General features: G+C 65.8%; 22 protein-coding genes. 4 read left to right on the forward strand and 18 right to left on the reverse strand.

Going from position 1 to position 23,135, the window contains the following annotated elements:
- Window positions 1–4: 4 nt before the first annotated feature.
- Entirely contained in the window at window positions 5–550 is a 546-nt protein-coding gene (gene orn / locus AC3WOB_RS08370; protein WP_492274735.1) for an oligoribonuclease, read from the reverse strand.
- Between the two features lie 136 nt (window positions 551–686).
- Between orn and AC3WOB_RS08375 the strand changes: the two genes are divergently transcribed.
- Both AC3WOB_RS08375 and rsgA read left to right on the forward strand, forming a co-directional pair.
- A complete protein-coding gene (locus AC3WOB_RS08375; protein ID WP_492274736.1) occupies window positions 687–1,937 on the forward strand; it encodes a M48 family metallopeptidase in 1,251 nt (416 codons plus the stop codon).
- Window positions 1,934–2,848 (forward strand): ribosome small subunit-dependent GTPase A, encoded by a 915-nt coding sequence (rsgA, locus tag AC3WOB_RS08380; RefSeq protein WP_492274737.1) that lies wholly within the window; start codon window positions 1,934–1,936, stop codon window positions 2,846–2,848. Before AC3WOB_RS08375 ends, rsgA begins: the two co-directional genes overlap by 4 nt.
- 114 nt (window positions 2,849–2,962) lie before the next feature.
- On the opposite strand, the gene AC3WOB_RS08385 is transcribed toward rsgA, so the two are convergent.
- Together AC3WOB_RS08385 and rplS are read right to left on the reverse strand one after the other, a co-directional pair.
- Window positions 2,963–3,694, reverse strand: coding sequence for a CoA pyrophosphatase (locus tag AC3WOB_RS08385; RefSeq protein ID WP_013392427.1), 732 nt, complete (start codon window positions 3,692–3,694; stop codon window positions 2,963–2,965).
- Between the two features lie 123 nt (window positions 3,695–3,817).
- A complete protein-coding gene (rplS, locus tag AC3WOB_RS08390) occupies window positions 3,818–4,198 on the reverse strand; it encodes a 50S ribosomal protein L19 (protein ID WP_006218237.1) in 381 nt (126 codons plus the stop codon).
- Window positions 4,199–4,495: 297 nt separating this feature from the next.
- Between rplS and AC3WOB_RS08395 the strand changes: the two genes are divergently transcribed.
- Window positions 4,496–5,368 (forward strand): EamA family transporter, encoded by an 873-nt coding sequence (locus AC3WOB_RS08395; RefSeq protein ID WP_492274738.1) that lies wholly within the window; start codon window positions 4,496–4,498, stop codon window positions 5,366–5,368.
- Between the two features lie 111 nt (window positions 5,369–5,479).
- Here AC3WOB_RS08395 and AC3WOB_RS08400 read toward each other — a convergent pair whose 3' ends face one another.
- From AC3WOB_RS08400 to AC3WOB_RS08465, 14 genes are all read right to left on the reverse strand, one after another.
- Window positions 5,480–5,944 carry a hypothetical protein gene (locus AC3WOB_RS08400; RefSeq protein WP_013392425.1) on the reverse strand — a complete coding sequence of 155 codons (465 nt, stop codon included), beginning with the start codon at window positions 5,942–5,944 and terminating at the stop codon, window positions 5,480–5,482.
- 73 nt (window positions 5,945–6,017) lie between these two features.
- Complete coding sequence (locus AC3WOB_RS08405) at window positions 6,018–7,364, reverse strand: PA0069 family radical SAM protein (RefSeq protein ID WP_013392424.1); 1,347 nt, start codon at window positions 7,362–7,364, stop codon at window positions 6,018–6,020.
- Between the two features lie 211 nt (window positions 7,365–7,575).
- Window positions 7,576–8,874 carry a sulfate adenylyltransferase subunit 1 gene (locus AC3WOB_RS08410; protein ID WP_013392423.1) on the reverse strand — a complete coding sequence of 433 codons (1,299 nt, stop codon included), beginning with the start codon at window positions 8,872–8,874 and terminating at the stop codon, window positions 7,576–7,578.
- A 41-nt stretch (window positions 8,875–8,915) separates the two neighbouring features.
- Entirely contained in the window at window positions 8,916–9,824 is a 909-nt protein-coding gene (gene cysD, locus AC3WOB_RS08415; protein ID WP_013392422.1) for a sulfate adenylyltransferase subunit CysD, read from the reverse strand.
- 41 nt (window positions 9,825–9,865) lie between these two features.
- Window positions 9,866–10,609 (reverse strand): phosphoadenylyl-sulfate reductase, encoded by a 744-nt coding sequence (locus tag AC3WOB_RS08420; protein ID WP_492274739.1) that lies wholly within the window; start codon window positions 10,607–10,609, stop codon window positions 9,866–9,868.
- A complete protein-coding gene (locus tag AC3WOB_RS08425) occupies window positions 10,606–11,670 on the reverse strand; it encodes a sulfate/molybdate ABC transporter ATP-binding protein (RefSeq protein WP_013392420.1) in 1,065 nt (354 codons plus the stop codon). The genes AC3WOB_RS08420 and AC3WOB_RS08425 overlap by 4 nt, the downstream gene beginning before the upstream one ends.
- Before the next feature lie 26 nt (window positions 11,671–11,696).
- On the reverse strand, window positions 11,697–12,596 hold the full coding sequence (gene cysW / locus AC3WOB_RS08430; RefSeq protein WP_492274740.1) for a sulfate ABC transporter permease subunit CysW: 900 nt from the start codon (window positions 12,594–12,596) through the stop codon (window positions 11,697–11,699).
- On the reverse strand, window positions 12,593–13,483 hold the full coding sequence (gene cysT, locus AC3WOB_RS08435; protein ID WP_041655295.1) for a sulfate ABC transporter permease subunit CysT: 891 nt from the start codon (window positions 13,481–13,483) through the stop codon (window positions 12,593–12,595). The genes cysW and cysT overlap by 4 nt, the downstream gene beginning before the upstream one ends.
- A 24-nt stretch (window positions 13,484–13,507) precedes the next feature.
- A complete protein-coding gene (locus AC3WOB_RS08440; RefSeq protein ID WP_492274957.1) occupies window positions 13,508–14,488 on the reverse strand; it encodes a sulfate ABC transporter substrate-binding protein in 981 nt (326 codons plus the stop codon).
- Between the two features lie 271 nt (window positions 14,489–14,759).
- The gene (locus tag AC3WOB_RS08445; RefSeq protein WP_013392416.1) at window positions 14,760–15,401 is read right to left on the reverse strand and encodes a peroxiredoxin; all 642 of its coding nucleotides are present in this window, start codon (window positions 15,399–15,401) and stop codon (window positions 14,760–14,762) included.
- A gap of 147 nt (window positions 15,402–15,548) precedes the next feature.
- Window positions 15,549–17,375, reverse strand: coding sequence for an acyl-CoA dehydrogenase (locus AC3WOB_RS08450; protein ID WP_492274741.1), 1,827 nt, complete (start codon window positions 17,373–17,375; stop codon window positions 15,549–15,551).
- Between the two features lie 10 nt (window positions 17,376–17,385).
- Entirely contained in the window at window positions 17,386–18,363 is a 978-nt protein-coding gene (locus AC3WOB_RS08455) for a tripartite tricarboxylate transporter substrate-binding protein (protein ID WP_492274742.1), read from the reverse strand.
- 65 nt (window positions 18,364–18,428) lie between these two features.
- Window positions 18,429–19,196: an enoyl-CoA hydratase/isomerase family protein gene (locus AC3WOB_RS08460; RefSeq protein WP_492274743.1), complete on the reverse strand. Its 768-nt coding sequence runs from the start codon at window positions 19,194–19,196 to the stop codon at window positions 18,429–18,431.
- Entirely contained in the window at window positions 19,193–20,398 is a 1,206-nt protein-coding gene (locus tag AC3WOB_RS08465) for a CaiB/BaiF CoA transferase family protein (RefSeq protein WP_492274744.1), read from the reverse strand. Before AC3WOB_RS08465 ends, AC3WOB_RS08460 begins: the two co-directional genes overlap by 4 nt.
- Before the next feature lie 95 nt (window positions 20,399–20,493).
- Here AC3WOB_RS08465 and AC3WOB_RS08470 point away from each other — a divergent pair, with 95 nt between their 5' ends.
- Window positions 20,494–21,429 carry a LysR substrate-binding domain-containing protein gene (locus AC3WOB_RS08470; protein ID WP_013392411.1) on the forward strand — a complete coding sequence of 312 codons (936 nt, stop codon included), beginning with the start codon at window positions 20,494–20,496 and terminating at the stop codon, window positions 21,427–21,429.
- Here the strand turns inward: AC3WOB_RS08470 and aspT are convergent.
- Window positions 21,426–23,126 carry an aspartate-alanine antiporter gene (gene aspT, locus AC3WOB_RS08475; protein ID WP_013392410.1) on the reverse strand — a complete coding sequence of 567 codons (1,701 nt, stop codon included), beginning with the start codon at window positions 23,124–23,126 and terminating at the stop codon, window positions 21,426–21,428. The genes AC3WOB_RS08470 and aspT overlap by 4 nt on opposite strands.
- Between the last annotated feature and the right edge of the window lie 9 nt (window positions 23,127–23,135).

The following is a 23,135-nucleotide window of genomic DNA, read 5'->3' on the forward strand; positions in this document are numbered from 1 at the left end:
CCGCTTACACCTTCAGGAAGTGTTCGCGGTAGTGCTTGAGTTCGTCGATCGACTCGTAGATGTCGGCCAGCGCTTCGTGGCGGCTCTTCTTCTCGAAGCCCTTGTACACCGCCGGCGCCCAGCGGCGCGCCAGTTCCTTCAGCGTGCTCACGTCCAGGTTGCGGTAGTGGAAGAACTGCTCCAGGCGCGGCATGTAAGCAAACATGAAGCGGCGATCCTGGCTGATGGTGTTGCCGCAAAGCGGCGACTTGCCCGCCGGCACGTGCTGCGCCAGAAACGCCAACAGCGTATCCTCGGCCTCGGCCTCGGAAATCGTGGAGGCCTTGACCTTGTCGATCAGGCCGCTCTTGCCGTGGGTGGACTTGTTCCAGCTGTCCATGGCGTCGAGCAGGCTGTCGGGCTGGTGCACCACCAGCACGGGGCCTTCGGCCACGACCGTCAGGTCAGGCTCGGTCACCACCACGGCCACTTCGATGATGCGTTCTTTCTCGGGGTCCAGGCCGGTCATTTCCATGTCCAGCCAGACCAGGCGGTTTTCATTCACAGCCATATAATTTGCCTATAAGGAATACCCCGCGCGGCACCTTCGGCATGCTGCCCCCATGGGGCGCTTCTTACCTTGGGACCGCCTGGCGGTAAAAACACGCGATTTTCGCACATACCTATTTGAGCAAGCCGCATCGCCCATGTTCACACTGCTGTTCGTTGCCTTTCTGCTGACCGATATTGCCGTGCGCCTGTGGCTGGCTAGCCGCCAGATCCGCCACGTCGCCCGCAACCGCGACCAGGTGCCGTCCGAATTCTCTCACCGCATCGGGCTGGCCAGCCACCAGCGCGCGGCGGACTACACGGTGGCGCGGGTCAAGCTGGGCATGCTGGAACGCACCTATGACGCCATCCTGCTGGTGGCCCTGACCCTGATGGGCGGGCTGCAATTCATTGACCTGACGGTGGCCCAGCTTACCAGCAACGACTTCCTGCGGCAGATGCTGCTGCTGGTCGTGGTGGCGCTGCTGCTGGGCGTGCTGGGCCTGCCCTTCACGCTGTGGCGGCAGTTCAAGCTGGAGGCGCGCTTCGGCTTCAACCGCATGACGCCCGGCCTGTTCGCCGCCGATGCCTGCAAGGGCCTGCTGGTGGCAGCGGTGCTGGGCCTGCCGCTGGCGGCCGCCGTGCTCTGGCTGATGGGCAGCGCGGGCGCCTACTGGTGGGTGTGGGCGTGGGCGCTGTGGACGGCGTTCAACCTGGCGCTGCTGATCGTCTACCCGATGTTCATCGCCCCGCTCTTCAATAAGTTCACGCCGCTGTCCGACCCGGAGCTGGCCGGACGCATCCAGCGCCTGGCGCAACGCTGCGGCTTTGCGCTCAACGGCCTTTTCGTCATGGACGGCTCGCGCCGCTCCGCCCACGGCAATGCCTATTTCACGGGCTTCGGCCGCTCGCGCCGCATCGTGTTCTTCGACACCCTGCTGGCGCGCCTGAACGGCGACGAGATCGAAGCCGTGCTGGCACACGAACTTGGCCACTTCGCCAAGCGCCACATCGTCAAACGCATCGTCTTCAGCTTCGCCGCCGCGCTGGCGTTCTTCGCCCTCCTGGGCTGGATCTCGCAGCAACCCTGGTTCTACGTGGGGCTGGGCGTCATGCCGCAGCTGGGCGGACGCAACGACGCCATGGCGCTGCTGCTGTTCTTCCTGGTCATCCCCGTCTTCACTTTCATGCTCACGCCCGTGGCCAGCTGGTACTCGCGCCGCGACGAGTTCGAAGCGGACCGCTATGCGGCCGAACAGAGCTCGCCGGAACGCCTGGTATCCGCGCTGGTCAAACTCTACGACGACAACGCCGCCACCTTGACTCCCGACCCCGTGCACTCCGCCTTCTACGATAGCCATCCGCCCGCCGCCGTGCGCATCCGCCACCTGACGGCGGCCGCCGCATGACCGCGCCGGCAGCCGGTCCCAACGAAGGCCGCATCATCGCCGCCCACGGGCGCCACTACACCGTGGAGCTGGCCGACGGCACGCTGCGCAAGTGCTTCCCCCGCGGCAAGAAAGCAGGCGCCGCCGTGGGCGACCGCGTGCGCATCACGCCCCAGGGCAAGGACGAAGGCGCCATCGACGCCATCCTGCCGCGCCGCAATCTGCTGTATCGATCGGACGAAATGCGTTCCAAGCAGTTCGCGTCCAACGTCGACCAGCTGTTGATCGTCGTCGCCGTGCAGCCCACGTTTTCCGACGACCTGACCGGGCGCGCGCTGGCGGGCGCCTGGAGCGCGGACATCGCGCCCATCATCATCCTCAACAAGACCGACCTGGCGGACGAGCTGCCGGCGGCGCGCGCGCGGCTGGCGCCGATCGCGGCGCTGGGCGTGGACGTGATCGAACTCAGCGCACGGGAACCCGAGAAGGTGCACAGCCTGCTTGCGCCGCGCCTGGCCGGACACACCAGCCTGCTGCTGGGCCAGAGCGGCATGGGCAAGTCCACCCTGCTCAATGCCCTGGTGCCAGACGCCGCCGCCCCGACCCGCGAGCACTCCACCGCGCTGGACATGGGCAAGCACACCACCACCAGCACGCGGCTCTACCATCTGCCCGCGCCCGGCGGCGACCTGATCGACTCGCCGGGCTTCCAGGCCTTCGGCCTGCAGCACCTGAGCCGCGAAGACATCATCCGCGGCTTCCCGGAGTTCACCCTGCCCATCGAGCAGTGCCGCTTCTACAATTGCACCCATCGGCAGGAGCCCGGCTGCGGCGTGGTCGCGGCCCTGCAAGCCGGCGCGATCGATCCGGCCCGCTACGCCTTGTACCAGCGCATCCTGGAGGAAAACCTGGCGGGGCAGCAGCGCTACTAGGCGCCCTGTTCCGTAAAGGCGTACGACGCGGGGCCGTATCCTGGCTGCGGTCCCGCAACGAATACGGCCCCACGATGGGGCCGTATTCGTTGCGGCGAACAGCGCCGGACCAGGTCAGCGCGGCGTGAAGCCGTGGCGCAGCAGATGGTAGAGGTTGCGCAGCATGCCGGCGGTCGCGCCCCAGATGAAATACTTGCCATAGGGCATGCCGTAATACTGGCGCACCCTGCCGTCATCCAGACGGGCTTCGTACAGCCGGTGATTGGCCGGATCCATCAGGAACGACAGCGGCACCTCGAACACCTCGGCCACCTCGAACGCGTCCGGCGCCAGGTCGAAGCCCGGGCGCACCAGCGACACCACCGGAATGATGGAAAAGCCTGTCGCCGTCAGGTACGGCGGCATGCTGCCCAGCACTTCCACATGATTGCCCGGCAGCCCGGTTTCTTCCTGCGCTTCGCGCAAGGCCGCGGCCTCCGGCGTGGAGTCGCTGGTTTCGATGCGCCCGCCCGGAAAGCTGATCTGGCCCGCATGGTCGTGCAGGTGGGCGGCGCGCTGCGTCAACATGATGTGCACGCCGTTGTCGCGCGTCACCAGAGGGATCAGCACCGCCGCCGGCACGGGCACGCCTTCGCGGCCGGGATAGCGCAGGTCGGTGTCGCGCGAAAGCTCCAGCGTCCAGGTGGACGGCTGGCTGAGCGTGCCCCGCAGCGAATCGGGGGTCAGCAGACGGCTGGGCACGGCCGGCAGGGACTCGTTGGCCACCACCCAGGGTTGCGTCGCCGGGTCGAAGCCGGGACGCGCCAGCGGCCGCCGGGGCCGCGGGGAAGACGAGGAATCAGACATACGGCTCTGCAAAAAGAAAAAGGCACCCTCGCAGGTGCCTTTTTAACCCGGAAACCCGTGCCGAACGAAAACGCTGGATGGCGTGAGCGTCCGACACTGGTAGGGCCGTGTGCCGATAAGCGATCAAGCCGCCGAGGCTTGCTTGCTGACCAGCTTTTCCTTGATACGCGCCGACTTGCCCGAGCGGTTGCGCAGGTAGTACAGCTTGGCGCGGCGCACGTCGCCGCGGCGCTTGACTTCGATGCCGGCGATTTGCGGCGAGTACAGCTGGAACGTACGTTCCACGGCTTCACCCGACGAAATCTTGCGCACGGTGAACGCGGAGTTCAGGCCGCGGTTGCGCTTGGCGATCACGACGCCTTCGAAAGCCTGCACGCGCTTGCGGGTGCCTTCAACGACGTTCACGCTCACGATGACGGTGTCACCAGGAGCAAATTCAGGCTTGGCTTGACCGCCGGTCAGACGGGCAATTTCTTCCTGTTCCAGGATAGCGATGAGGTTCATGAGAACTCCTAGATCATCATGTCTTTGCGGACTAAAACTTTTGCCGTTCGATGTTGTTCACGCGGTTTTTGCAAGGCTGCGCTATGTGCGCTGCCTGCATCCGTCGCGTGTTGCACGGCTAGCTGGCGGTGAGACCAGCCCCCGTTGCATGTGCCGCAAGCAGAGGATGAGATTTGGCAAACCAATGATTCTACACCAAAAATCGCTCAGGGCATCAGGTAACATGGCCCCGGTTCTCGCGGTTTGGAGTACCCTTCCGTCTTCTGTAACAAACACGTCATTTGACGCTGTTCCTACATGTCGTACTCGTCCCTGATCTTGGTCGTCCTGGCGGCAATGGCCCACGCCACGTGGAATCTGCTCGCCAAGCGCGCGGCCATGGTGGGCGCGCCCTTCGTCTTCGCCTATGGATTGTGCGCGTCGGTGCTGTATGCGCCGTGGGTCATCTGGGTGCTGATGCACGACGGCATGACCTGGACCTGGCCCGTGGTCGCCGCCATCCTGACTTCAAGCCTGTTGCATCTGGGCTACAGCCTGTGCCTGCAACGGGGCTATCAGGTGGCCGATCTGTCGGTGGTCTACCCCATTGCGCGCGGCACCGGACCGCTGCTGTCCACCACCGGCGCCTTTCTGCTGTTGGGCGAACCCGCCACCAGTACCGGCATCATCGGCATGCTCTGCGTGGTAGCCGGCGTGCTGCTGATCGCGACGCAGGGCCGGCTGGCCATCTTCAAGCAGGCGCAGGCGTGGATAGGTGTGCGCTGGGGCGTGGTGATCGGCCTGTTCATCGCCGCTTATACCGTCGTCGACGCCTACGGCGTGAAGGTGCTGCTGATCAGCCCGGTGCTGTTCGACTGGTTTACCTGCGTGACCCGCACAACCATGATGACCCCCCACATGCTGCGCCGCCGCCCCCAGGCCTGGGAGGCCATGCGCGGACACTGGCATCTGGCGCTGGCGGTGGGCCTGTTGTCGCCATTGGGCTACATACTGGTGCTGTACGCCTTGCGCAACGGCGCGCCACTGAGCCTGGTGGCCCCTGCCCGGGAAATGTCCATGATGCTGGGTACCCTGGCTGGCACGTTCCTGCTGCGGGAAAAGGTCGGCATCGGCCGCCTGCTAGGCTGCCTGTCCATCCTGGCCGGCGTCATCCTGCTGGGATCGAGCTGACGGGTACTCGGCCGGGCAGTGCCGGATCACGGGCTGTCCTTGGCTAACTTTCCGTCGGCGTCCTGCGCGGGCAGGTTTCGCCTGGCCAGTTCCGGCAGAGCCTGCCGCCGTTCAAAACCCGGCGGCGGCGCCCAGCCACATCAGGCCGGGGATGATCGCGCCCCAAGCCAATACCATCACCACGTCGATCACCATGGCCTTCATCGTCACCTGAGCCGTCACGGGTTCCACCGTGGCGTTGCCCAGGCTGCGTTCCCGGGTGGCTGGCGCCGCAGCCGCTGAGACCCCGACAGCGGCCGCAGGCGCGGCAGGCGCAGGCATCGGCAGCGGAGCGGCAACGGCTTGGCCGGTCAGTGCGCCGGCTTCGGCGGGCGCCGGGGGGAACGGCCAACGCGCAGGCCCGGAACCGGGCCGCGCGCGACGGCGCGGCTCGACGTCGGCCGCAGGCGAATTCCAGGGCATCGCCATGCCTGCCACCTTGGCGCACCAGGCGCGAGCGCGGTGCGAGCTGCGGCGCAGCGGGTTCAGCGTGACGACGAGGTCGTCCGACAAGACGGAAATATCAGCGGTGTTCATGGGAACTCCTAGCAAAGACGGTCCAGCGCCAGGGCATAGCCCCCCGGCAGGCATGCGCGGCGGCAGCCGGCGGTCAATCGAACAATGACAACTGGCCTGCGGCCATGGCTTGCAACTGGCGCGCTACGCGCCCGTGCGCGCCGCCAGCTGCGGGCGATACGGCGGGAAAAGGGACCCCTGAAGACGCTTGCGCGCCAACCGGGGATAGAAAATCGGCAACCTTCGCCGCAAGCGCGGCGGGAGGCAGGAAACGGTCGCAATCCAGCGCCAGGCGGTGGCGGTTCAAGCCCAGCTTGCGCGTGGCCAGGCTAAAGCGCTGGCGCAGCAGATCAGCCCAGACGCCGGTTCCGCGCATGCGCGACCCGAAATTGGGGTCGTTGCGGCGGCCATTGCGCAGGTCTTCGATGCGATGCAGCACGCGCTGGGCGCGGTCGGGGAAATGGGCGTTGAGCCAGTCCTCGAACAGGGTCTTGACCTCCCAGGGCAGGCGCAGCACGGTGTAGCTGGCGTAATGCGCCCCGGCCGCCTTGGACTCCTGGAGGATGTGTTCCATGGACTCGTCGTTGATGAACGGAATGATGGGAGCCACCAGCACGCCCACCGGCACGCCGGCATCGGTCAGGCTGCGCACGGCTTCCAGGCGGCGCCACGGCGCGGCGGCGCGCGGCTCCAGCGTGCGGGCCATGCCGGCATCCAGCGTGGTGATGCTCATGTACACCACCACCAGCTTTTGCTCGGCCAGCGCGGCCAACAGGTCCAGGTCGCGGGCGACCAGCGCGTTCTTGGTGACGATGGTCAGCGGATGGCGGGTTTCCAGCATCAGTTCCAGCAGGCCGCGGGTCAGACGCCATTCGCGTTCGATGGGCTGATAAGCGTCCGTGGCGGAGCCGATGTTGATGGGAGACGGCTTGTAACCGGGCCGGGCGAGTTCGGCGCGCAGGGCCTGGACCGCATTGGCCTTGGCCACCAGCCGGGTTTCAAAGTCCAGCCCGGGCGACATACCCAGGTAGGAATGGGTGGGCCGGGCGTAGCAATAGACGCAGCCATGTTCGCAGCCCCGGTAAGGATTGACCGCCACGTCGAAGGGAATGTCCGGCGAATCGTTGCGCGACAGCATCTTGCGCGCCTCTTCGGCGGTGACCGTGGTCTTGGGAGCGGCGGGCGCGATGCGCGCGTCCGGCAGGATGGGAATGACGCGCTCGGCTGGCTTGTCAGCGGCGGCTTCGGAAAAATTATCAGGGACGGATTCAACGAAGTCGGCCGGTAGACCGGAGGAGGACCAGCCGTCGTCGACCTGCACACGGTCATCGCGCTGAAAGCGATGCCGAACATTAGTAACCGCACCCCGACCGCGCAAGGCGGCGGGGGCGGCAGCCGGGGACCCAGAACCGGCGGGAAAAGAATGATCGGTGCGTGCCATGAAAACTACTGTACAAAAACACAGTGGTTTTGACAAGCACCAAAAGCCTTTTCGTAAGACAGCCCCACTTTACCGCAAGACGCCGACGCCGTCCGGACAAATCGATTTCACCAGGCGAGATCGCGCTGAAACCCGCGCCAATACTAGGTTTAGCGAAAAAACAACAAGATCTGGAAGGCCGAAAATCCGTTGTTTTCCGGCCTCTTACGCGTTACCGCAACATACCCGCCGCCGCGGTCTGGTGCGTGGCCTCGTCGATCAGGATGAAGGCGCCGGTCGCGGGCACGTCGGCATACCGATCGACCGCCAGCGACTCGCGCGTGGTGAGCGTCACGCGTCCGATGTCGTTCATGCGCAGCGTGCCTTCGGTGTTCTCCACTTCCTGCAATTCGTGGATGTCTCGATGCGACAGCACCGCGCGTATCTTCGCCGAGGTCAGGCGCGTGCCCGACTTCAGCAGATACTTGCGCGCCGGATTCAAAGCTTGCGCATCAAGCCAGCACAACTCCGCTTCGAACTCGCGCGTGACCTGCGCCGGCGCCGACGCATGCACGATCACGTCGCCGCGCGACACGTCCACGTCGCGGTCCAGCACCAGCGTGATCGAGTCGCCCGCGACTGCTTCATCCAGCGCGCGGTCGAAGGCGCGCACCTCGCGCACGACCGCGGTCACGCCCGAAGGCTGCACCGCGATCTCATCGCCAGGACGCAGCACGCCGCTGGCGACGCGGCCGGCATAGCCGCGGAAATCGTCCTTGCGGTTGCCGTCATGGCGCGCCACCCACTGCACCGGAAAGCGCAGCGGCAAGACGCGGCCGTCGCTCGCCAGGTCCAGCGATTCCAGCAAGGCCAGCAAGGGCAGCCCTTGGTACCACGGCGTCTGCGGTGACAAGGTGACGACGTTGTCGCCGTTGAGCGCCGACAGCGGCAGCGCGTCGAAATGCTCAATGCCCAGCTTGCGCGCCAGGTCGGCATAGGCGTCGCGGATGCGCTCGAACACGGCGCGGTCCCACTCCACCAGGTCCATCTTATTGACCGCCACCACGATGTGGCGGATGCCCAGCAGGCGCGCGATAGTGCTGTGGCGCTTGGTCTGCGGCAGCAGCACGCCGTCGGCCGCGCGGGTGGCATCGATCAGGATGACGGCCACGTCCGCGGTCGACGCGCCCGTGACCATGTTGCGCGTGTACTGCTCGTGCCCCGGCGCATCGGCGATGATGAACTTGCGCGCCGGCGTCGAAAAATAGCGGTAGGCCACGTCGATGGTGATGCCCTGCTCGCGCTCGGCCTCCAGGCCATCGGTCAACAGCGAGAAGTCGATGCCGTCGCCCGCCACCCGCTTGTGCTTGGCGCGCGAGATCGCATCCAGCTGGTCGGCGAACACGCCCTTGCTGTCATACAGCAGGCGGCCGATCAGCGTGGACTTGCCGTCGTCCACCGAACCCGCGGTGATCAGGCGCAACACGCCCGTGTCGGCGCCGGAAAGAAAAGAATCGTTTAGTGCGTTCATGTGCGTCCCTGGTCGCCGGCGCATGCCGGCGTGTCATGCGATCAGAAATAGCCTTCCTTCTTGCGGCGCTCCATCGAGGCCTCGGAAGTCTGGTCGTCCATGCGCGTGGCGCCGCGCTCGGTAATGTCGGTCACCGCGGTCTCGGCGATGATGGCCATGGTGTCGGCGGCGTCGGACGCCACCGGGCAGGTGCAGGAGATGTCGCCCACCGTGCGAAAGCGCACCTGCAGGCGTTCGACCTGTTCGCTTTCCAGCGGCGGCGTCAGCCGCGTGACCGGCACCAGCAGGCCCTTGCGGCGCACGACCTCGCGCTCATGGCTGTAGTAGATGGATGGCAGCGCCAGCTGCTCGCGCTGGATGTACTGCCAGACGTCCAGCTCGGTCCAGTTCGAGATCGGGAAGACGCGCATGTTCTCGCCGCGATGCACGCGGGTGTTGAACAGGTTCCAGAGTTCTGGGCGCTGAGCCTTCGGATCCCATTTTCCGAATTCGTCCCGGAACGAAAAGATGCGCTCCTTGGCGCGGGCCTTTTCCTCGTCGCGGCGAGCGCCGCCGATGCAGGCGTCAAAGCCGAATTCCTCGATCGCCTCCAGCAGCGTGACCGCCTGGGCGGCATTGCGCGAATCGGTCTCCCGGCGCAGCACCACGCTGCCGCGCGCGATCGAATCCTCGACGCTGCGCACGATCAGGGTCTCGCCCAGTTCAGATGCGCGCGCGTCGCGAAAGGCGATCACTTCGTCGAAGTTGTGGCCAGTATCGATATGCATCAGCGGGAACGGAAACCGTCCCGGCCGGAAGGCCTTCTCGGCCAGGCGCAGCAGCACCACGGAATCCTTGCCGCCCGAGAACAGTAGCACGGGTTTTTCGCTTTCGGCGGCCACCTCGCGCAGGATGAAGATGGCTTCCGATTCCAGCCAATCCAGGTGGCTGCGTTGGATCACAGCAGACATATGCACTTCCCCTAAAACAGATTTCGAATTCGTGGGCCGCATCAATCGGCGCGCGCCGCGATGCTGATGACCCGGTTGCCCGCATGCAGGCCGCATTCCTTGGAGTCCGACGACTCCCACCACCAACGCCCCGCCCTGAGGTCCTCGCCAGGCCGGATGGCACGCGTACAGGGTTCGCAGCCTATGGACGGGTAGCCCTGGTCATGCAGCGGGTTGTAGGGAATGCCCAAGGCGCGGATGGCGGACCAGACCTCGTCCTCGCTCCATTCCGCCAGCGGGTTGAACTTGTAGAGGCCGAAGGTGCTGTCGTCCTCTTCCAGCGGCAATTCGCCACGGGTGGTGGATTGCGCCCGCCGCTGTCCGGTGATCCAGGCGCCGCGTCCCGCGAGCGCGCGCTTGAGCGGCTCGACCTTGCGAATCTGGCAACAGGCCTTGCGCAGTTCCACGCTTTCGTAGAAGGCGTAGGCGCCGTGCTCGGCGACGTGCTGTTCGACGGCGGCCGCCACCGGCCGGTACACGGTGACCTCGCGGCCATAGCGTTCGCGCACGGCGTCCAGCACGCCCAGCGTTTCGGCATGCAGCCGGCCCGTGTCCAGCGTGAAGACTTCCAGGTCCAGGCCGGCGCTGTAGATGGCGTGCGTCAGCAGCATGTCCTCGGCCGCCAGCGAGGAGGCCAGCGCGGCGTCCGGGTAACGCCGCTGCACGTCGGCCAGCCGCAAGCCCAGGTCGCGCCAGCGCGCCGCGAGGCCCGCCTCGAGTTCAAGAGAGAGATCAGTAGCGCTCATGATTGCGTCGCGAAAATGCGCGCCCGCCGCGGACGCGCCAACAGGATTTCGCCATCGCGCAGGCCCAGTTCCCGGTATAGGGACTCGGGCACCTCGGCTTCGATGATGGCGTCGGAATCCTCGCTGGCCAGCTCCAGGTAGGCGCTGGGACCGGCGAGGAAGGCGTGTGCCAGGCGCACCGGAATGCCGTCCGCGCCGGCGCGATAGCGCTCGACGTCGAACTCGTGCGGCCGCACGTAGGCGGTGGCGCGCTGGGCTTCGGCCTGGGCCAGCTCCGGCGCGGGCAAGGACAGGCCGGCACCGTTCCAGACGCCGCGCGTGGCAAAGCCCTGCAGCTGGTTCACGTCGCCCAGAAAGCCGTACACGAACGGCGTGGCAGGTTCTTCCCAGACCTCGCGCGGCGTGCCGACCTGCTCGACGCGGCCCGAATTCATCAGCACCACGCGGTCCGACACTTCCAGCGCTTCTTCCTGGTCATGGGTGACGAACACGCTGGCCACGTGCAGCTCGTCGTGCAGACGGCGCAGCCAGCGCCGCAATTCCTTGCGCACCTTGGCGTCCAACGCGCCGAAGGGCTCGTCCAGCAGCAGCACCCGCGGCTCCACGGCCAGCGCGCGCGCCAGCGCGATGCGCTGGCGCTGGCCGCCGGAGAGCTGCGCCGGATAACGGTCGGCCAGCCAGTCCAGCTGCACCAGTCCCAGCAAGTCATGCACCTTGCGCTGGATCACGTCTTCCGAGGGGCGCTGTGAACGATGCTTGACGCGCAGGCCGAAGGCCACGTTCTCGAACACCGTCATGTGCTTGAACAACGCATAGTGCTGGAACACGAAACCAACCTGGCGCTGGCGCACGTCCACCGCGGTGGCATCTTCGCCGGCAAACAGCACGCTGCCGGAATCGGCCGATTCCAGCCCCGCGATGATGCGCAGCAACGTCGTCTTGCCGCAGCCCGATGGGCCCAGCAACGCGACCAGTTCACCCGTTTCAATATGCAGCGAAACGTCGTTCAGCGCGCGGAACTGGCCGAAGCGCTTGGATAGATTGCGGACTTCGATACTCATGCTTGGTCTCCTTGCAGGCCGCCGCGTCAGGCCAGGGCCGGCTTGATGGCGGCCGGCTGGCCGGGATACTCGACCGGCAGGTCGGCGGCTTGCTGTAAGCGCGCGTTGCGCCATTCGACGACGTTCTTGGCCACCAGCGTCACCAACGCCAGCAGGGCCAGCAACGACGCCACGGCGAACGCCGCGGAATACTGGTATTCGTTGTAGAGAATCTCGACGTGCAAAGTCATGGTGTTGGTCAGGCCGCGAATCTGCCCGGACACCACCGACACCGCGCCGAATTCGCCCATGGCACGCGCGTTGCACAGGATGGCGCCGTACAAGAGGCCCCACTTGATGTTGGGCAGCGTCACGCGCCAGAAGATCTGCCAGCCGCTCGCGCCCAGGGTCAGCGCGGCCTGCTCTTCCTCGCTGCCCTGCGCCTGCATCAGCGGGATCAGTTCGCGCGCCACGAAAGGAAAGGTCACGAAGAGCGAGGCCAGCACGATGCCCGGCACCGCGTAGACGATCTTGATGTCGTGCTCCTGCAGCCAGCCGCCAAACCAGCCCTGGGTGCCGAACAGCAGCACGAACACCAGGCCGGCCACCACCGGCGACACCGAGAACGGCAAGTCGATCAAGGTGATCAGGAACTGCTTGCCGCGAAACTGGAACTTGGTGATTGCCCAGGCCGCTGCCACGCCGAACACCAGATTCACCGGCAGCGCGATAGCCGCGACCAGCAGCGTCAGGCGGATGGCCGCGAGCGCGTCCGGTTCGACAATGGCGTCCAGGTACAGCTGCCAGCCCTTCTTGAAGGCCTCGACGAATACCGCCGCCAGCGGCACCAGCAGGAACAGCGCCAGGAATCCCAGCGCGACGAAGAGCAGCACGCCGCGCACCCAGCGCGGCTCGGTCAGATGGGCGGGACGGTCCGCGGCGCTCATGCGAGCCTCCCGAGGTTACGGCGGGCCTGCCAGCCCTGCAGCAGATTGATGACGAGCAGCAACGCGAAGGAAAGCGCCAGCATCACCGTGGCGATGGCGGCGGCGCCGGCGTAGTCGAATTCCTCGAGCTTGGCGATGATCAAGAGCGGCGTGATCTCGGACACCATGGGCATATTGCCCGCGATGAACACCACCGAGCCGTACTCGCCCACCGCGCGCGCAAAGGCCAGCGCGAAGCCAGTCATCAGGGCCGGCATGATGATGGGCAGCAATACCCGGCGTATGGTCTGCCAGCGGTTGGCGCCCAGGCTGGCCGCGGCCTCCTCGATCTCGCGCTCCACGTCTTCCAGCACGGGCTGCACCGTGCGCACCACGAACGGCACGCCGATGAAGATCAGCGCAATGACGATGCCCAGCGGCGTGAACGCCACCTTCCAGCCGAACCAGTCGGCCAGCGGCCCGCCCAGCCAGCCCTTCTGCGAATACAGCGAGGTCAGCGCAATGCCGGCCACCGCCGTCGGCAGCGCGAACGGCAGGTCCACCAGCGCGTCCAGGATTTTTTTGCCCGGGAAACGGTAGCGCACCAGCACCCAGGCCACCACCGTGCCGAACACCAGATTCACCAGCGCCGCGATCAGCGATGCGCCGAAGGTCAGCTGGTACGAAGCCACGACGCGCGGCGCGGTCACGGTGTCCCAGAAGCCCTGCCAGCCCAGTCCCGCGCTCTTGATCGGCAAGGCCGCCAGCGGGATGAGCACGAGAATGCTGAGGTACAGCACCGCGTAACCCATCGAGATGCCGAATCCGGGCAGCACGCCCGGGCTGTTGCGCCGAAAGGCAAAAGGCGCTTGCGCGCCGCTTGCCGCCGGGTTCGAGGCTGTAGTCATGGCCATCGTCCGATCGTGATGTGCTTATTTCTTTTGCGGCAGATAGATCTGGTCGAAGGTGCCGCCGTCGCTGAAGTGATCCTTCTGCGCCTTGCGCCAGCCGCCGAAGATCTGGTCGTCGATGGTCACGAGCTTGACCTTGGGGAACTTGCTTTCGTACTTGGCGGCCACGGTCTTGTCGATGGGCCGGTAGTAGTTCCTGGCAATGATTTCCTGCGCGGCGGGCGTGTAGAGGAATTCCAGGTAGGCCTGCGCCGCAGCGCGGGTGCCCTTCTTGTCCACGACCTTGTCGACTACGGCCACCGGCGGTTCAGCCAGGATGGACAGCGACGGCACCACGATGTCGAACTTGTCCGGACCCAGCTCTTCCAGCGCCAGGAAGGCTTCGTTTTCCCAGGCCAGCAGCACGTCGCCCACGCCGCGCTCCACGAAGGTGGTGGTGGCGCCGCGCGCGCCGGTATCCAGCACCGGCACGTGCTTGAGCAGGTCGCCGACGAAGGCGCGGGCCTTATCCTCGCTGCCGCCGTTCTTCTCCAGCGCGTAGGCCCAGGCCGCCAGGTAGTTCCAGCGCGCCCCGCCCGAGGTCTTGGGATTGGGCGTGATGACCTGTACGCCGTCCTTGACCAGGTCGTCCCAGTCCTTGATCTGCTTGGGGTTGCCCTTGCGCACCAGGAACACGATGGTGGAGGTATAGGGCGAACTGTTCTGCGGCAGGCGGGCCTGCCAGTCGGCAGGCAGCAGCCCGCGGTCGGCGACGGCGTCGATGTCGTAGGCCAGCGCCAGGGTCACCACGTCGGCTTCCAGGCCGTCGATGACGGAGCGCGCCTGGCGGCCGGAACCGCCGTGCGATTGGCGGATGGTCAGGTCGACGTTGGCCTTTTCCTTGTATTGCTTGATGAACGCGTCGTCGATCGCGCGATACAGCTCGCGGGTCGGGTCATACGAGACGTTCAGGAGCGTCTGCTTCTGCTGCGCCTGCGCCGGCGCGATCGCGGCAAACGACATCGTCACTGCGGCCAAGGCGGCCAACCAACCGGCTTTCCTGAAAGACATCCCATGCTCCCTGTGTTCGGCAATGTGGGAGCAAGTGTGCTGGCTGGGCGTTCTGAACGGAACGAATCATTATTTGGTTGCTCATCGCTCGCAGGCATATAGGACCGGCGTCCCAGCAATGGGAATCTGCCCTGCCCCCACGCGCGCCCCAATGAAAAACCGCCGCCTCCCCAAAGGGCAGGCGGCGGTTTCGAACGGGGACCAGCCCCTGCGGTTTCCGAATTTACTTATTCGGCTGCGGCGTGATGCGCAGATAGGGGCGCACGGCCTTGTAGCCCTTGGGGAATTTCTGCTTGATCACGGCCTCGTCCTGCAGCGACGGAACGATGATTACGTCGTCGCCATCTTCCCAATTCACCGGCGTGGCAACGCTGTGGCTGTCGGTCAGTTGCAGGGAGTCGATGACTCGCAGGATTTCGTTGAAGTTGCGGCCGGTGCTGGCCGGATACGTGATGGTCAGGCGCACCTTCTTGTTGGGGTCGATGATGAACACCGAACGCACCGTCAGCGTGGCGTTGGCGTTCGGGTGGATCATGTCGTAGAGCTCGGACACCTTGCGGTCCTTGTCGGCCAGGATCGGGAAGTTGACCCTGGTGGACTGCGTGTCGTTGATGTCCTCGATCCACTTGGTATGCGAATCAGTGCCGTCCACTGACAGCGCCAGCACCTTCACGTTGCGCTTGGCGAACTCGTCGGCCAGCTTGGCGGTGTAGCCCAGTTCGGTGGTGCAGACGGGCGTGAAATCGGCCGGGTGCGAGAAAAGCACACCCCAGCTGTTACCCAGATACTCATGGAAGCGGATCGGTCCAGCCGAGGATTCCTGTTCGAAATCAGGGGCGGTGTCGCCCAGGCGTAGATGACTCATGGTGTCTCCTGTGTGCGGATGCAGGTGAGGGGCTGGCCGCCCGTCGCGGCAGGCGGCGCAGAACAGCGTTTCTTGGCGCAAGGTAGCGCCTGTGAAACGATTCTTCCATCAAACCTGCAGCTGGGGAAATACGCAAGTCATATAACCTTATGCAATATTCAAGCTGGCGCCGCAGGCGTCCGCCACCACTCCCGCCCGCACCGCGGCCGACAGGGCCAGCGCCCGCGGCAGGATGTGGGCGCCGTAGAACAATCCAGTCGCCAGCTTGGCTGTGTGGAACGGATCGGTGGACCCGGCCGCCAGGTGGCGCCGGCAGGCCAGCACGGCCCGCGCCATCTGCCAGCCGCCGTGCACCACCCCGGCCAGCATCAGATAAGGCACGCTGCTGGAATAGACCGCCCTGATATTGGTCGGCGATTGTTCCAGGATGAAGGCCACGCCGGCCTCGTAGGCCTGGATTGCGCTGTCCAGGTTGTCGCGCAGCAGGCGCAGCCCCTCCTGCTCGCCCGCGGACGCGCGCTTCGCCTCGGTCTCCACGGCGCGCAACGTCTCCCGCATCGCCGCGATCGCGGCATGGGCAGTGGCGCCGCCGTCGCGCTGCGTCTTGCGGCTGACCAGGTCGTTGGCCTGGATCGCGGTCGTGCCCTCGTAGATGGGCAGGATGCGTGCGTCGCGGTAGTACTGCGCCGCCCCGGTTTCCTCGATGTAGCCCATGCCGCCATGCACCTGCAGGCCCAAGGATGCGACCTCTACCGCAGTCTCGGTCGAAAAGCCCTTGACGATGGGCACCATGTATTCATAGAAGGCCCGGTTGCGCGAGCGCTGCTCCGGATCGGGATGATGCGTGCCCTTGTCATGCGCTGCCGCCGTCACATAGGACACGGCGCGCGCCGCCTCGGTCAGCGCCTTCATGGTCATCAGCATGCGCTGTACGTCGGGATGGCGCACGATGGCCACGGCAGCGGCGGAGCCTTCGACCGCCCGCCCCTGTACGCGCTCGCGCGCATAGGCCAGCGCGTGCTGGCAGGCCCGCTCCGACACGGCTATACCCTGCTGCCCCACCGAATAGCGGGCGGCATTCATCATGATGAACATGTATTCCAGGCCGCGGTTCTGTTCGCCGACCAGATAGCCGATGGCGCCCTCGCCCACTTCGCCCTTGCCCGAGCCGTACAGCAACACGGCGGTGGGGCTGCCGTGGATGCCCAGCTTGTGCTCCAGCGACGCGCACCAGACGTCGTTGCGCTTGCCCAGGCTGCCGTCGGCCTGAACCAGGAACTTGGGCACGATGAAAAGCGAGATGCCCTTCACCCCGGCGGGCGCGTCCGGGGTGCGCGCCAGCACCAGATGGATGATGTTCTCGGCCAGGTCGTGGTCGCCATAGGTGATGAAGATTTTCTGGCCGCTCAGCCGGTAGCTGCCGTCAGCCTGCTTCACCGCGCGGGTCGCGACCTGGGCCAGGTCCGAACCGGCCTGCGGCTCGGTCAGGTTCATCGTGCCGGTCCATTTGCCGCCGATCAGTTGCGGCACGTACTGCTTGCGCTGCGCTTCGGATCCGACCGTGAGCAGGGCTTCGATCACGCCGTCCGTCAGCATGGGACACAAGGAAAACGCCAGGCTGGCCGCCTGGATGTTCTCGCCCGGCGCCGCCGCAACCAGCTTGGGCAGCCCCTGCCCGCCCCAGGCCACGGGATGCTGCAAGCCCTGCCAGCCGCCCGCCGCGTAGTCCCTGAAACCCTGCGCATAGCCCGGCGTGGTGGTGACCTGGCCGTCTTTCCAGACCGGTGGCTGCGTGTCGCCCAGCACGTTCAGCGGCGCCACGGCCTGTTCGACGAAGCGGCCGTTTTCTTCCAGGATGGCGTCCACCAGATCCGGCGTGACCTCTTCGAAGCCGGGGAGCTTCAGGACTTCGCCGAGTCCGGCCAGCTCGTTCAAGGCGAAGCGGAAGTCCTGCAGCGGGGTTACGTAGGGCATGGTGTCTCCATCAATTGGCAGTCTCTAGGCTTTCTTTGGCCAATCTTAAACCCTTGCCTCCTTCCTTGCGGGCATAGTCCCCGAACGCGGCCAGGGACGCGGACGGCGTCACTTCTTCATAGCCGGCGGCCATGCCCTGCTGCACGTCGGGCTGAGCCAGCACCTCATTGCTGGCCTTGAACAGCGTCTCCAGCACTTCCGCCTGCGTGCCCTTGGGAGCGAAGATGCCCCACCAGTTGGAGAGGTCATAGCCGGGCACGGTCTGCGAAATGGGAGGATAGGGCAACAGCCGGGAGGGCTGGCCGGACGTGACCGCCAGCGCCACCACCTTGCCGGTGTCGATCACCGACTTGGCCGACGGCGCCGTGGCGAACGAGACGTCGGTGTCGCCCGCTGCCACGGATTGCGCCGCTGCGGCCCCTCCCTTGAAGGGAATATGCATCAGCTTCACCCCGGAGAGCGTCATGAACTCGACCGCCGCCAGGTGCGTGATGACGCCGTTGCCGGACGACGCGACGTTGATGGACCCCGGCTTGCTCTTGGCCCGGTCGATCAGGTCCTGCACGTCTTTCAGCCCCAGCTTGGCGTTCGCAATCAGCACCATGGGACCGGTGGTCAGCTGCGCCACGGGCACGAAGCTGTCCGGCGTGTAATCCACCTTGTACAGCGCGCTGTCGCTGCCCATGACGCTGGAATTGCCCAGGTACAGCGTGTAGCCATCGGCGGCGGCGCGTGCGGCGAGGCTGGCGCCGATGGTCGATCCTGCGCCAGGACGGTTTTCGATGACGACCGGCTGCTTCAACTGCCTGGCAAGTGCGTTCGCATAGACGCGGCCCACCTGATCCGCCCCGCCGCCAGGCGGAAATCCGATCACCAGCGTCAAGGGCTTGGAGGGGTAAGGAGCGGCCGCGTGCGCTCCTCCGGGCATCGCGGACAAAGTGGCAACAGCGGCAAGTACGGCGCCGCAGGCGGCGATAGCGGGTTTCATCGGTGTCTCCTTTGGTGGAATCGGAGCCGCTTGTGCTGCGGCTCTCTGCTCATGCGCCGGCTGCGTCAGCAGCCGGTGAAATGCGGCGCGCGCTTCTCCTTCCAGGCCGCCGCGCCTTCAGCCAGGTCATGCGACCGCTCGGAACGCAATACCGCCTGTTCGATTCCGGCCAGATCGAGTTCGCCCCGCGCGATGCGGTTCAGGTGCGCCTTGACGCCGAACAGCGGGATCGGCGCCATCGCTGCTATCTGCGCGCTCAAGGCGTCCAGCCGCGCCGCCAGCGTCTCCTCGGGCACCAGTTCGGTCAGGAATCCGATGCGCAGCATTTCGTCGGCCTGGAGCTTTTCCGCGGTCAGGAACAGCCGCTTGGCCTGATCCAGGCCAAGCCGCGCCACATAGCGCGACATGCCGCCAGCGTAGAAATGCAGGCCCAGCCGCGTGGCCGGCATGAACATATCCGCCTGCGGCGTGCCGATGCGGAAATCGCAGGCCAGGCACAGGTCGGTGCCGCCGCCATAGGCCCCGCCCTGGACCGCCGCTATCGTCACTGGCCGCGCCGCCTCGATCAGGTCCATGGTCTGGCCAAAATAGAGAGAGCTGGGCGCCTGGTCCGACGCCAGGGACGAAATGTCATAGCCGCTGCAGAAATACTTGCCCTCGGACTGGAAGCGCAGCACCCTGACCGCGTCGTCCGCATTGACCCGGTCCAAATGCTCCCTGAGAACAGCCAAGTCCTGGGGACCGAGCCGGTTGGCATGGCCAGGCCTGCGCAGGCGGACGGTGGCAACGTGTCCGTCAATGGACAAGCTGGGTGTATCGGAAGGCGCCGTCATGCGTAGACCTCCGCCTGATGCGCCACCCCGTCCGCCAACAGGCGATCGATCTCGGCATCCGCCATCCCGTAGCGCGCGAACACTTCACGCGTGTGCTGGCCGAAGACAGGCGGGGCGCGGCGGCTTGCCGTGCCCGCAGCGCTCAGGCCCAGGGGCAGGTCCACCTGCCGCAGTTCGCCCAGCAGGGGGTGGTCCAGGGAGCGCACCAGTCCGCAGGCCTGCACCTGCGCATCGGCGAACACGTCTTCCAGGGTATTAATGGGCCCGGCGGGAATGCCGCCTTCGATCATCAGCGCAGTCCACTCCATGCGCGTCTTGCACTGGAGGCCGGCCTCCAGCTCCTGCTTCAACGCATAGCGGTGCTGCATGCGCTCCGCGTTGGTGAGGAAGCGCTCGTCGGACACCAGATGGGAGAGCCCGAGTATGCTGCAGAGCTTGACCCACATCGCCTGGGTCGCCGGCGCCATATTGAGCGGCCCGTCCGCGGTCTCGAAAGTACCGTAGGGCGCGATGACCGGATGCACGTTGCCGCAAGGTTCGGGGATTTCCCCCTTGCTGAGGTAGCGCTGGCCCTGGACGCTGAGCAAGGCCATGAGTCCAGCCAGCAGCGACGTTTCCACATGCTGCCCACGTCCGGTCGACGAACGCTGCGCGACGGCGGACAGGATCCCTATCGTCAGCCACATGCCTGCGGTCAAGTCGCCCACGGCCACGCCCACTCGCATCGGCCCCGACTCCGGCGAGCCCGTCAGGCTCATGAAGCCGGAGTAGCCTTGCGCGACCTGGTCAAAGCCTGCCCAGTCCCGCGCCGGCCCCTTGCTGCCGAAACCGGAGATCGACGCCATGATCAGCCCCGGCTGTTCCTGCGCCAGCGCCTCGTAACCCAGGCCCATCGCATCCATGGTTCCGACCTTGAAGTTCTCGACCACGATGTCGGACGCCAGGGCCATTCTGCGCAGCAGCGCCAGTCCCTCCGGCTTGCGGAAGTCCACGCCTATGCCTTGCTTGCTACGATTGGCACTAAGATAATAAACACTTATATCTTCTTCGAAGGGACCCCATTGCCGCGCCATTTCGCCCGCCGGCATGGGCTCCACCTTGACGACTTCAGCGCCCAGGTCTCCGAGAATCATTGTGCAGAACGGTCCGGAGAGCGCTCGGGTCAGATCCAGCACTTTCAACCCTGCCAACGGCAGACTCATTTTCGTTCTCCCTTGATGCGAAGCCCATTCTAGGCAGCACCTCGAGAGCGCCGAAAATACTATTTTCCGATCTATCCATAAGATTCTCTTATTCAATGAATCTGCGCCAACTCAAGTACTTCGTCCGTGTCGTTGAAATGCGCAACATGACCCGCGCAGCGGCAAGCCTGCACGTCGCGCAGCCGGCGCTGAGCCAACAGATGGCGCTGCTGGAGGAAAGCCTGGGCGTCTCGTTGCTGGTGCGCGGCGTCAAGGGCGCGCAGCCCACCGCCGAAGGCCTGCTGCTGTACCGGCATGCGCAAACCATTCTGCGTCAGGTCGACAGCACCCGCAGCCTGCTCTCCAAGACCACGGATCAGGTCACCGGCACGGTATCGATCGGGCTGGCCTCCAGCACCGCCCGCATGCTGGCCTTGCCGCTGATGCGCCGCGCCAAGGCGGAACTGCCCTCGGTGGTGCTGGAAATCGTCGACGTGCCCAGCGCGGACCTGACCAAGCTGGTTCTGCAGGGGCGCATTGATTTTTCTCTGTCGCCGGACCAGCAGCCTATCCAGGGCCTGCTGCGCACGCCGCTGCTGCGGGAAAACCTGTTCTTGCTGGCCCACGCCAGCGTGACGCTGCCGCGCCGTACCCTGGCCATTGCGGACTTCGCCGCCTTGCCGCTCGTCCTGCCCAGCCTGCCCAATACCCTGCGCGCGCGCCTCGACCATGCCTTCCTGACGGCAGGCCTGACCTGCAATCTGTTCGCCGAAGCGAGCACGTCGGCGATCCTTGTTCCGGCGGTGCGCAGCGGAATGGCGGCTACGATACTGCCGTCCTCGGCAGCCCAACCTGAAATCGCGGACGGATCGATCGTGGCGCACGCGCTGGACGAAACCCTGTCGCGTGAACTGGTGCTCTGCGCCAGCGAGAGTCTGCCTCCCACGCCGGCGGTAAGCCGGGTCATCGATCTGTGCAAGGACGAAATAAAGCGCCTGATCGACGATCAGACCTGGCAGGGATGCGCGCTGCTACAACAAGGCTCGCGCTAGGCCAAATGATGCGCCAGCGACACGATGATCGGCCCCAGCACCGGCAACAGCACGTTGGCGATGGCGTAGGTCACCGTGTAGCCCAGCAGCGGCACGGAACTGCCGCTGGACGTCAGGATGGCGCTAATGGCCGGGGTGCTGACATGCTGGCCGGCGATGGCGCCGACCAGCAGGGGCCCTTCGATCTTCAGGATCTTGTGGCCCAGCCAAAGCGACAGGCAGGCCGGCCCCAACGAAACCAGCAGGCCGATAAGCGGCAGCACCGCGCCATGTTCACGGATCAAGGCAATGGCCTCGGGTCCCGCCGACAGTCCGACGCAGGCCACGAACACCGCCAGCCCCAGGTCCTTCAACAACTGCACGGCATGGTCCGGCATATGCCCTATCGCCGGCCGCTTGGCGTTGATCCAGCCGCAGACCAGGCCACTGACCAGCGCCCCGCCGCCGCTGCCCAGCGACACGGGTATGCCCCAGAGCCGTGCGCTCAGGCTGCCTATCATCAGGCCCGCGAGGATGCCGAAAGCCAGAAACACCAGGTCGGTCACGCCGCTGCGCCGCAGTTCGTTGCCCAGGGCCGCACCGGCTTCCGACAATTCGGGCTCGGCGCCGACCAGCGTGACCAGGTCGCCATACTGCACCACCGTGGATAGCGTGATCGGCAAGGAGTGGCCCGAGCGCACAATGGATTGCAGGAAGACGCCGCGCGCCCGGCGGGCGTTCGGCCGCTTCGCCAGTTCCCCGACGGTATGGCCGTTGACCGTCTTCTTGTTGACGATGACGGCCAGCTCGCTGAGTTGCAGATCGTCGGCATGCGCTTCCGGCAACTGGATTTCGGGTCCGATGACGGAACCCGCACGCAGCGCGAAGCGGCGCAAGCCCAGCACCACCACGATATCGCCCGTGGCCAACATGTCCTCGGGCGTGGCGTCCACCGCCTCGCCATTGCGCAGGATGCGGCTGATGACCGTGCGCCCGCCCAGCGCGGACTCCACTTCGGCCACGCTTTTGCCATCGGCGTCCTTGACCACGTGCGAGCGTCCCACGAGCCGCGGCAAGGTGGGCATGTTCGCGTCCTCGCCCTCGCCCCCGGCGACGCCCAGCTTTTCCTCCAACGCCTTGGAGGCCTCGCGCAGATTCATGCGCAACAGCGCCGGCGCGATCTGGCTGGTGAAGAACACAATGCTGATCAGACCCACCAGGTAGGTCAGCGTATAGGCCGTGGCAATATTGGCTTCCATGCGCTGGACCTCGGCGTCCGCCAGGCCCAGGTGCTTGAGCGCCTCGGCAGCGGTCCCGACCACGGCCGATTCGGTAGCCGCGCCCGCCGCAAGACCCGCCGCCGTCCCCGCGTCCAGGCCGAACAGCGGCACTGCCGACAGCACGATGGTCAGCACCAGCAAGGCTTCGATGAGGGGCAGCGCGATGTAGCGCAGACTGGAACGGTTCAGGTTGGCGAAGAACTGCGGCCCGCCCGAATACCCCATTGCAAAAATGAACAGGGCGAACGCGACTTCCTTCAGGTCGCCGCGCATCTGGCAACCCGTCTGGCCGATCAGCAGGGCGACGATGAGTGTTCCGCACACGCCGCCCAGCTGGATCGGCCCGACTTTGAGCTTGCCGATCAGGTATCCCAAACCCACCGTCACGAACAGCACTGCGATGGGAACGCTATTGAAAAACCCGACGGTGCAAGTCATGTCGTCATG

This window comes from Achromobacter sp. FW305-C-30-7 (assembly GCF_058783105.1).

What these genes read in the sequence shown, in the direction of transcription:
- orn (WP_492274735.1), bottom strand. Translation starts at nt 550, where the DNA reads ATGGCTGTGAATGAAAACCGCCTGGTCTGGCTGGACATGGAAATGACC.
- AC3WOB_RS08375 (WP_492274736.1), top strand. Translation starts at nt 687, where the DNA reads ATGTTCACACTGCTGTTCGTTGCCTTTCTGCTGACCGATATTGCCGTG.
- rsgA (WP_492274737.1), top strand. Translation starts at nt 1,934, where the DNA reads ATGACCGCGCCGGCAGCCGGTCCCAACGAAGGCCGCATCATCGCCGCC.
- AC3WOB_RS08385 (WP_013392427.1), bottom strand. Translation starts at nt 3,694, where the DNA reads ATGTCTGATTCCTCGTCTTCCCCGCGGCCCCGGCGGCCGCTGGCGCGT.
- rplS (WP_006218237.1), bottom strand. Translation starts at nt 4,198, where the DNA reads ATGAACCTCATCGCTATCCTGGAACAGGAAGAAATTGCCCGTCTGACC.
- AC3WOB_RS08395 (WP_492274738.1), top strand. Translation starts at nt 4,496, where the DNA reads ATGTCGTACTCGTCCCTGATCTTGGTCGTCCTGGCGGCAATGGCCCAC.
- AC3WOB_RS08400 (WP_013392425.1), bottom strand. Translation starts at nt 5,944, where the DNA reads ATGAACACCGCTGATATTTCCGTCTTGTCGGACGACCTCGTCGTCACG.
- AC3WOB_RS08405 (WP_013392424.1), bottom strand. Translation starts at nt 7,364, where the DNA reads ATGGCACGCACCGATCATTCTTTTCCCGCCGGTTCTGGGTCCCCGGCT.
- AC3WOB_RS08410 (WP_013392423.1), bottom strand. Translation starts at nt 8,874, where the DNA reads ATGAACGCACTAAACGATTCTTTTCTTTCCGGCGCCGACACGGGCGTG.
- cysD (WP_013392422.1), bottom strand. Translation starts at nt 9,824, where the DNA reads ATGTCTGCTGTGATCCAACGCAGCCACCTGGATTGGCTGGAATCGGAA.
- AC3WOB_RS08420 (WP_492274739.1), bottom strand. Translation starts at nt 10,609, where the DNA reads ATGAGCGCTACTGATCTCTCTCTTGAACTCGAGGCGGGCCTCGCGGCG.
- AC3WOB_RS08425 (WP_013392420.1), bottom strand. Translation starts at nt 11,670, where the DNA reads ATGAGTATCGAAGTCCGCAATCTATCCAAGCGCTTCGGCCAGTTCCGC.
- cysW (WP_492274740.1), bottom strand. Translation starts at nt 12,596, where the DNA reads ATGAGCGCCGCGGACCGTCCCGCCCATCTGACCGAGCCGCGCTGGGTG.
- cysT (WP_041655295.1), bottom strand. Translation starts at nt 13,483, where the DNA reads ATGACTACAGCCTCGAACCCGGCGGCAAGCGGCGCGCAAGCGCCTTTT.
- AC3WOB_RS08440 (WP_492274957.1), bottom strand. Translation starts at nt 14,488, where the DNA reads ATGTCGTTTGCCGCGATCGCGCCGGCGCAGGCGCAGCAGAAGCAGACG.
- AC3WOB_RS08445 (WP_013392416.1), bottom strand. Translation starts at nt 15,401, where the DNA reads ATGAGTCATCTACGCCTGGGCGACACCGCCCCTGATTTCGAACAGGAA.
- AC3WOB_RS08450 (WP_492274741.1), bottom strand. Translation starts at nt 17,375, where the DNA reads ATGCCCTACGTAACCCCGCTGCAGGACTTCCGCTTCGCCTTGAACGAG.
- AC3WOB_RS08455 (WP_492274742.1), bottom strand. Translation starts at nt 18,363, where the DNA reads ATGAAACCCGCTATCGCCGCCTGCGGCGCCGTACTTGCCGCTGTTGCC.
- AC3WOB_RS08460 (WP_492274743.1), bottom strand. Translation starts at nt 19,196, where the DNA reads ATGACGGCGCCTTCCGATACACCCAGCTTGTCCATTGACGGACACGTT.
- AC3WOB_RS08465 (WP_492274744.1), bottom strand. Translation starts at nt 20,398, where the DNA reads ATGAGTCTGCCGTTGGCAGGGTTGAAAGTGCTGGATCTGACCCGAGCG.
- AC3WOB_RS08470 (WP_013392411.1), top strand. Translation starts at nt 20,494, where the DNA reads ATGAATCTGCGCCAACTCAAGTACTTCGTCCGTGTCGTTGAAATGCGC.
- aspT (WP_013392410.1), bottom strand. Translation starts at nt 23,126, where the DNA reads ATGACTTGCACCGTCGGGTTTTTCAATAGCGTTCCCATCGCAGTGCTG.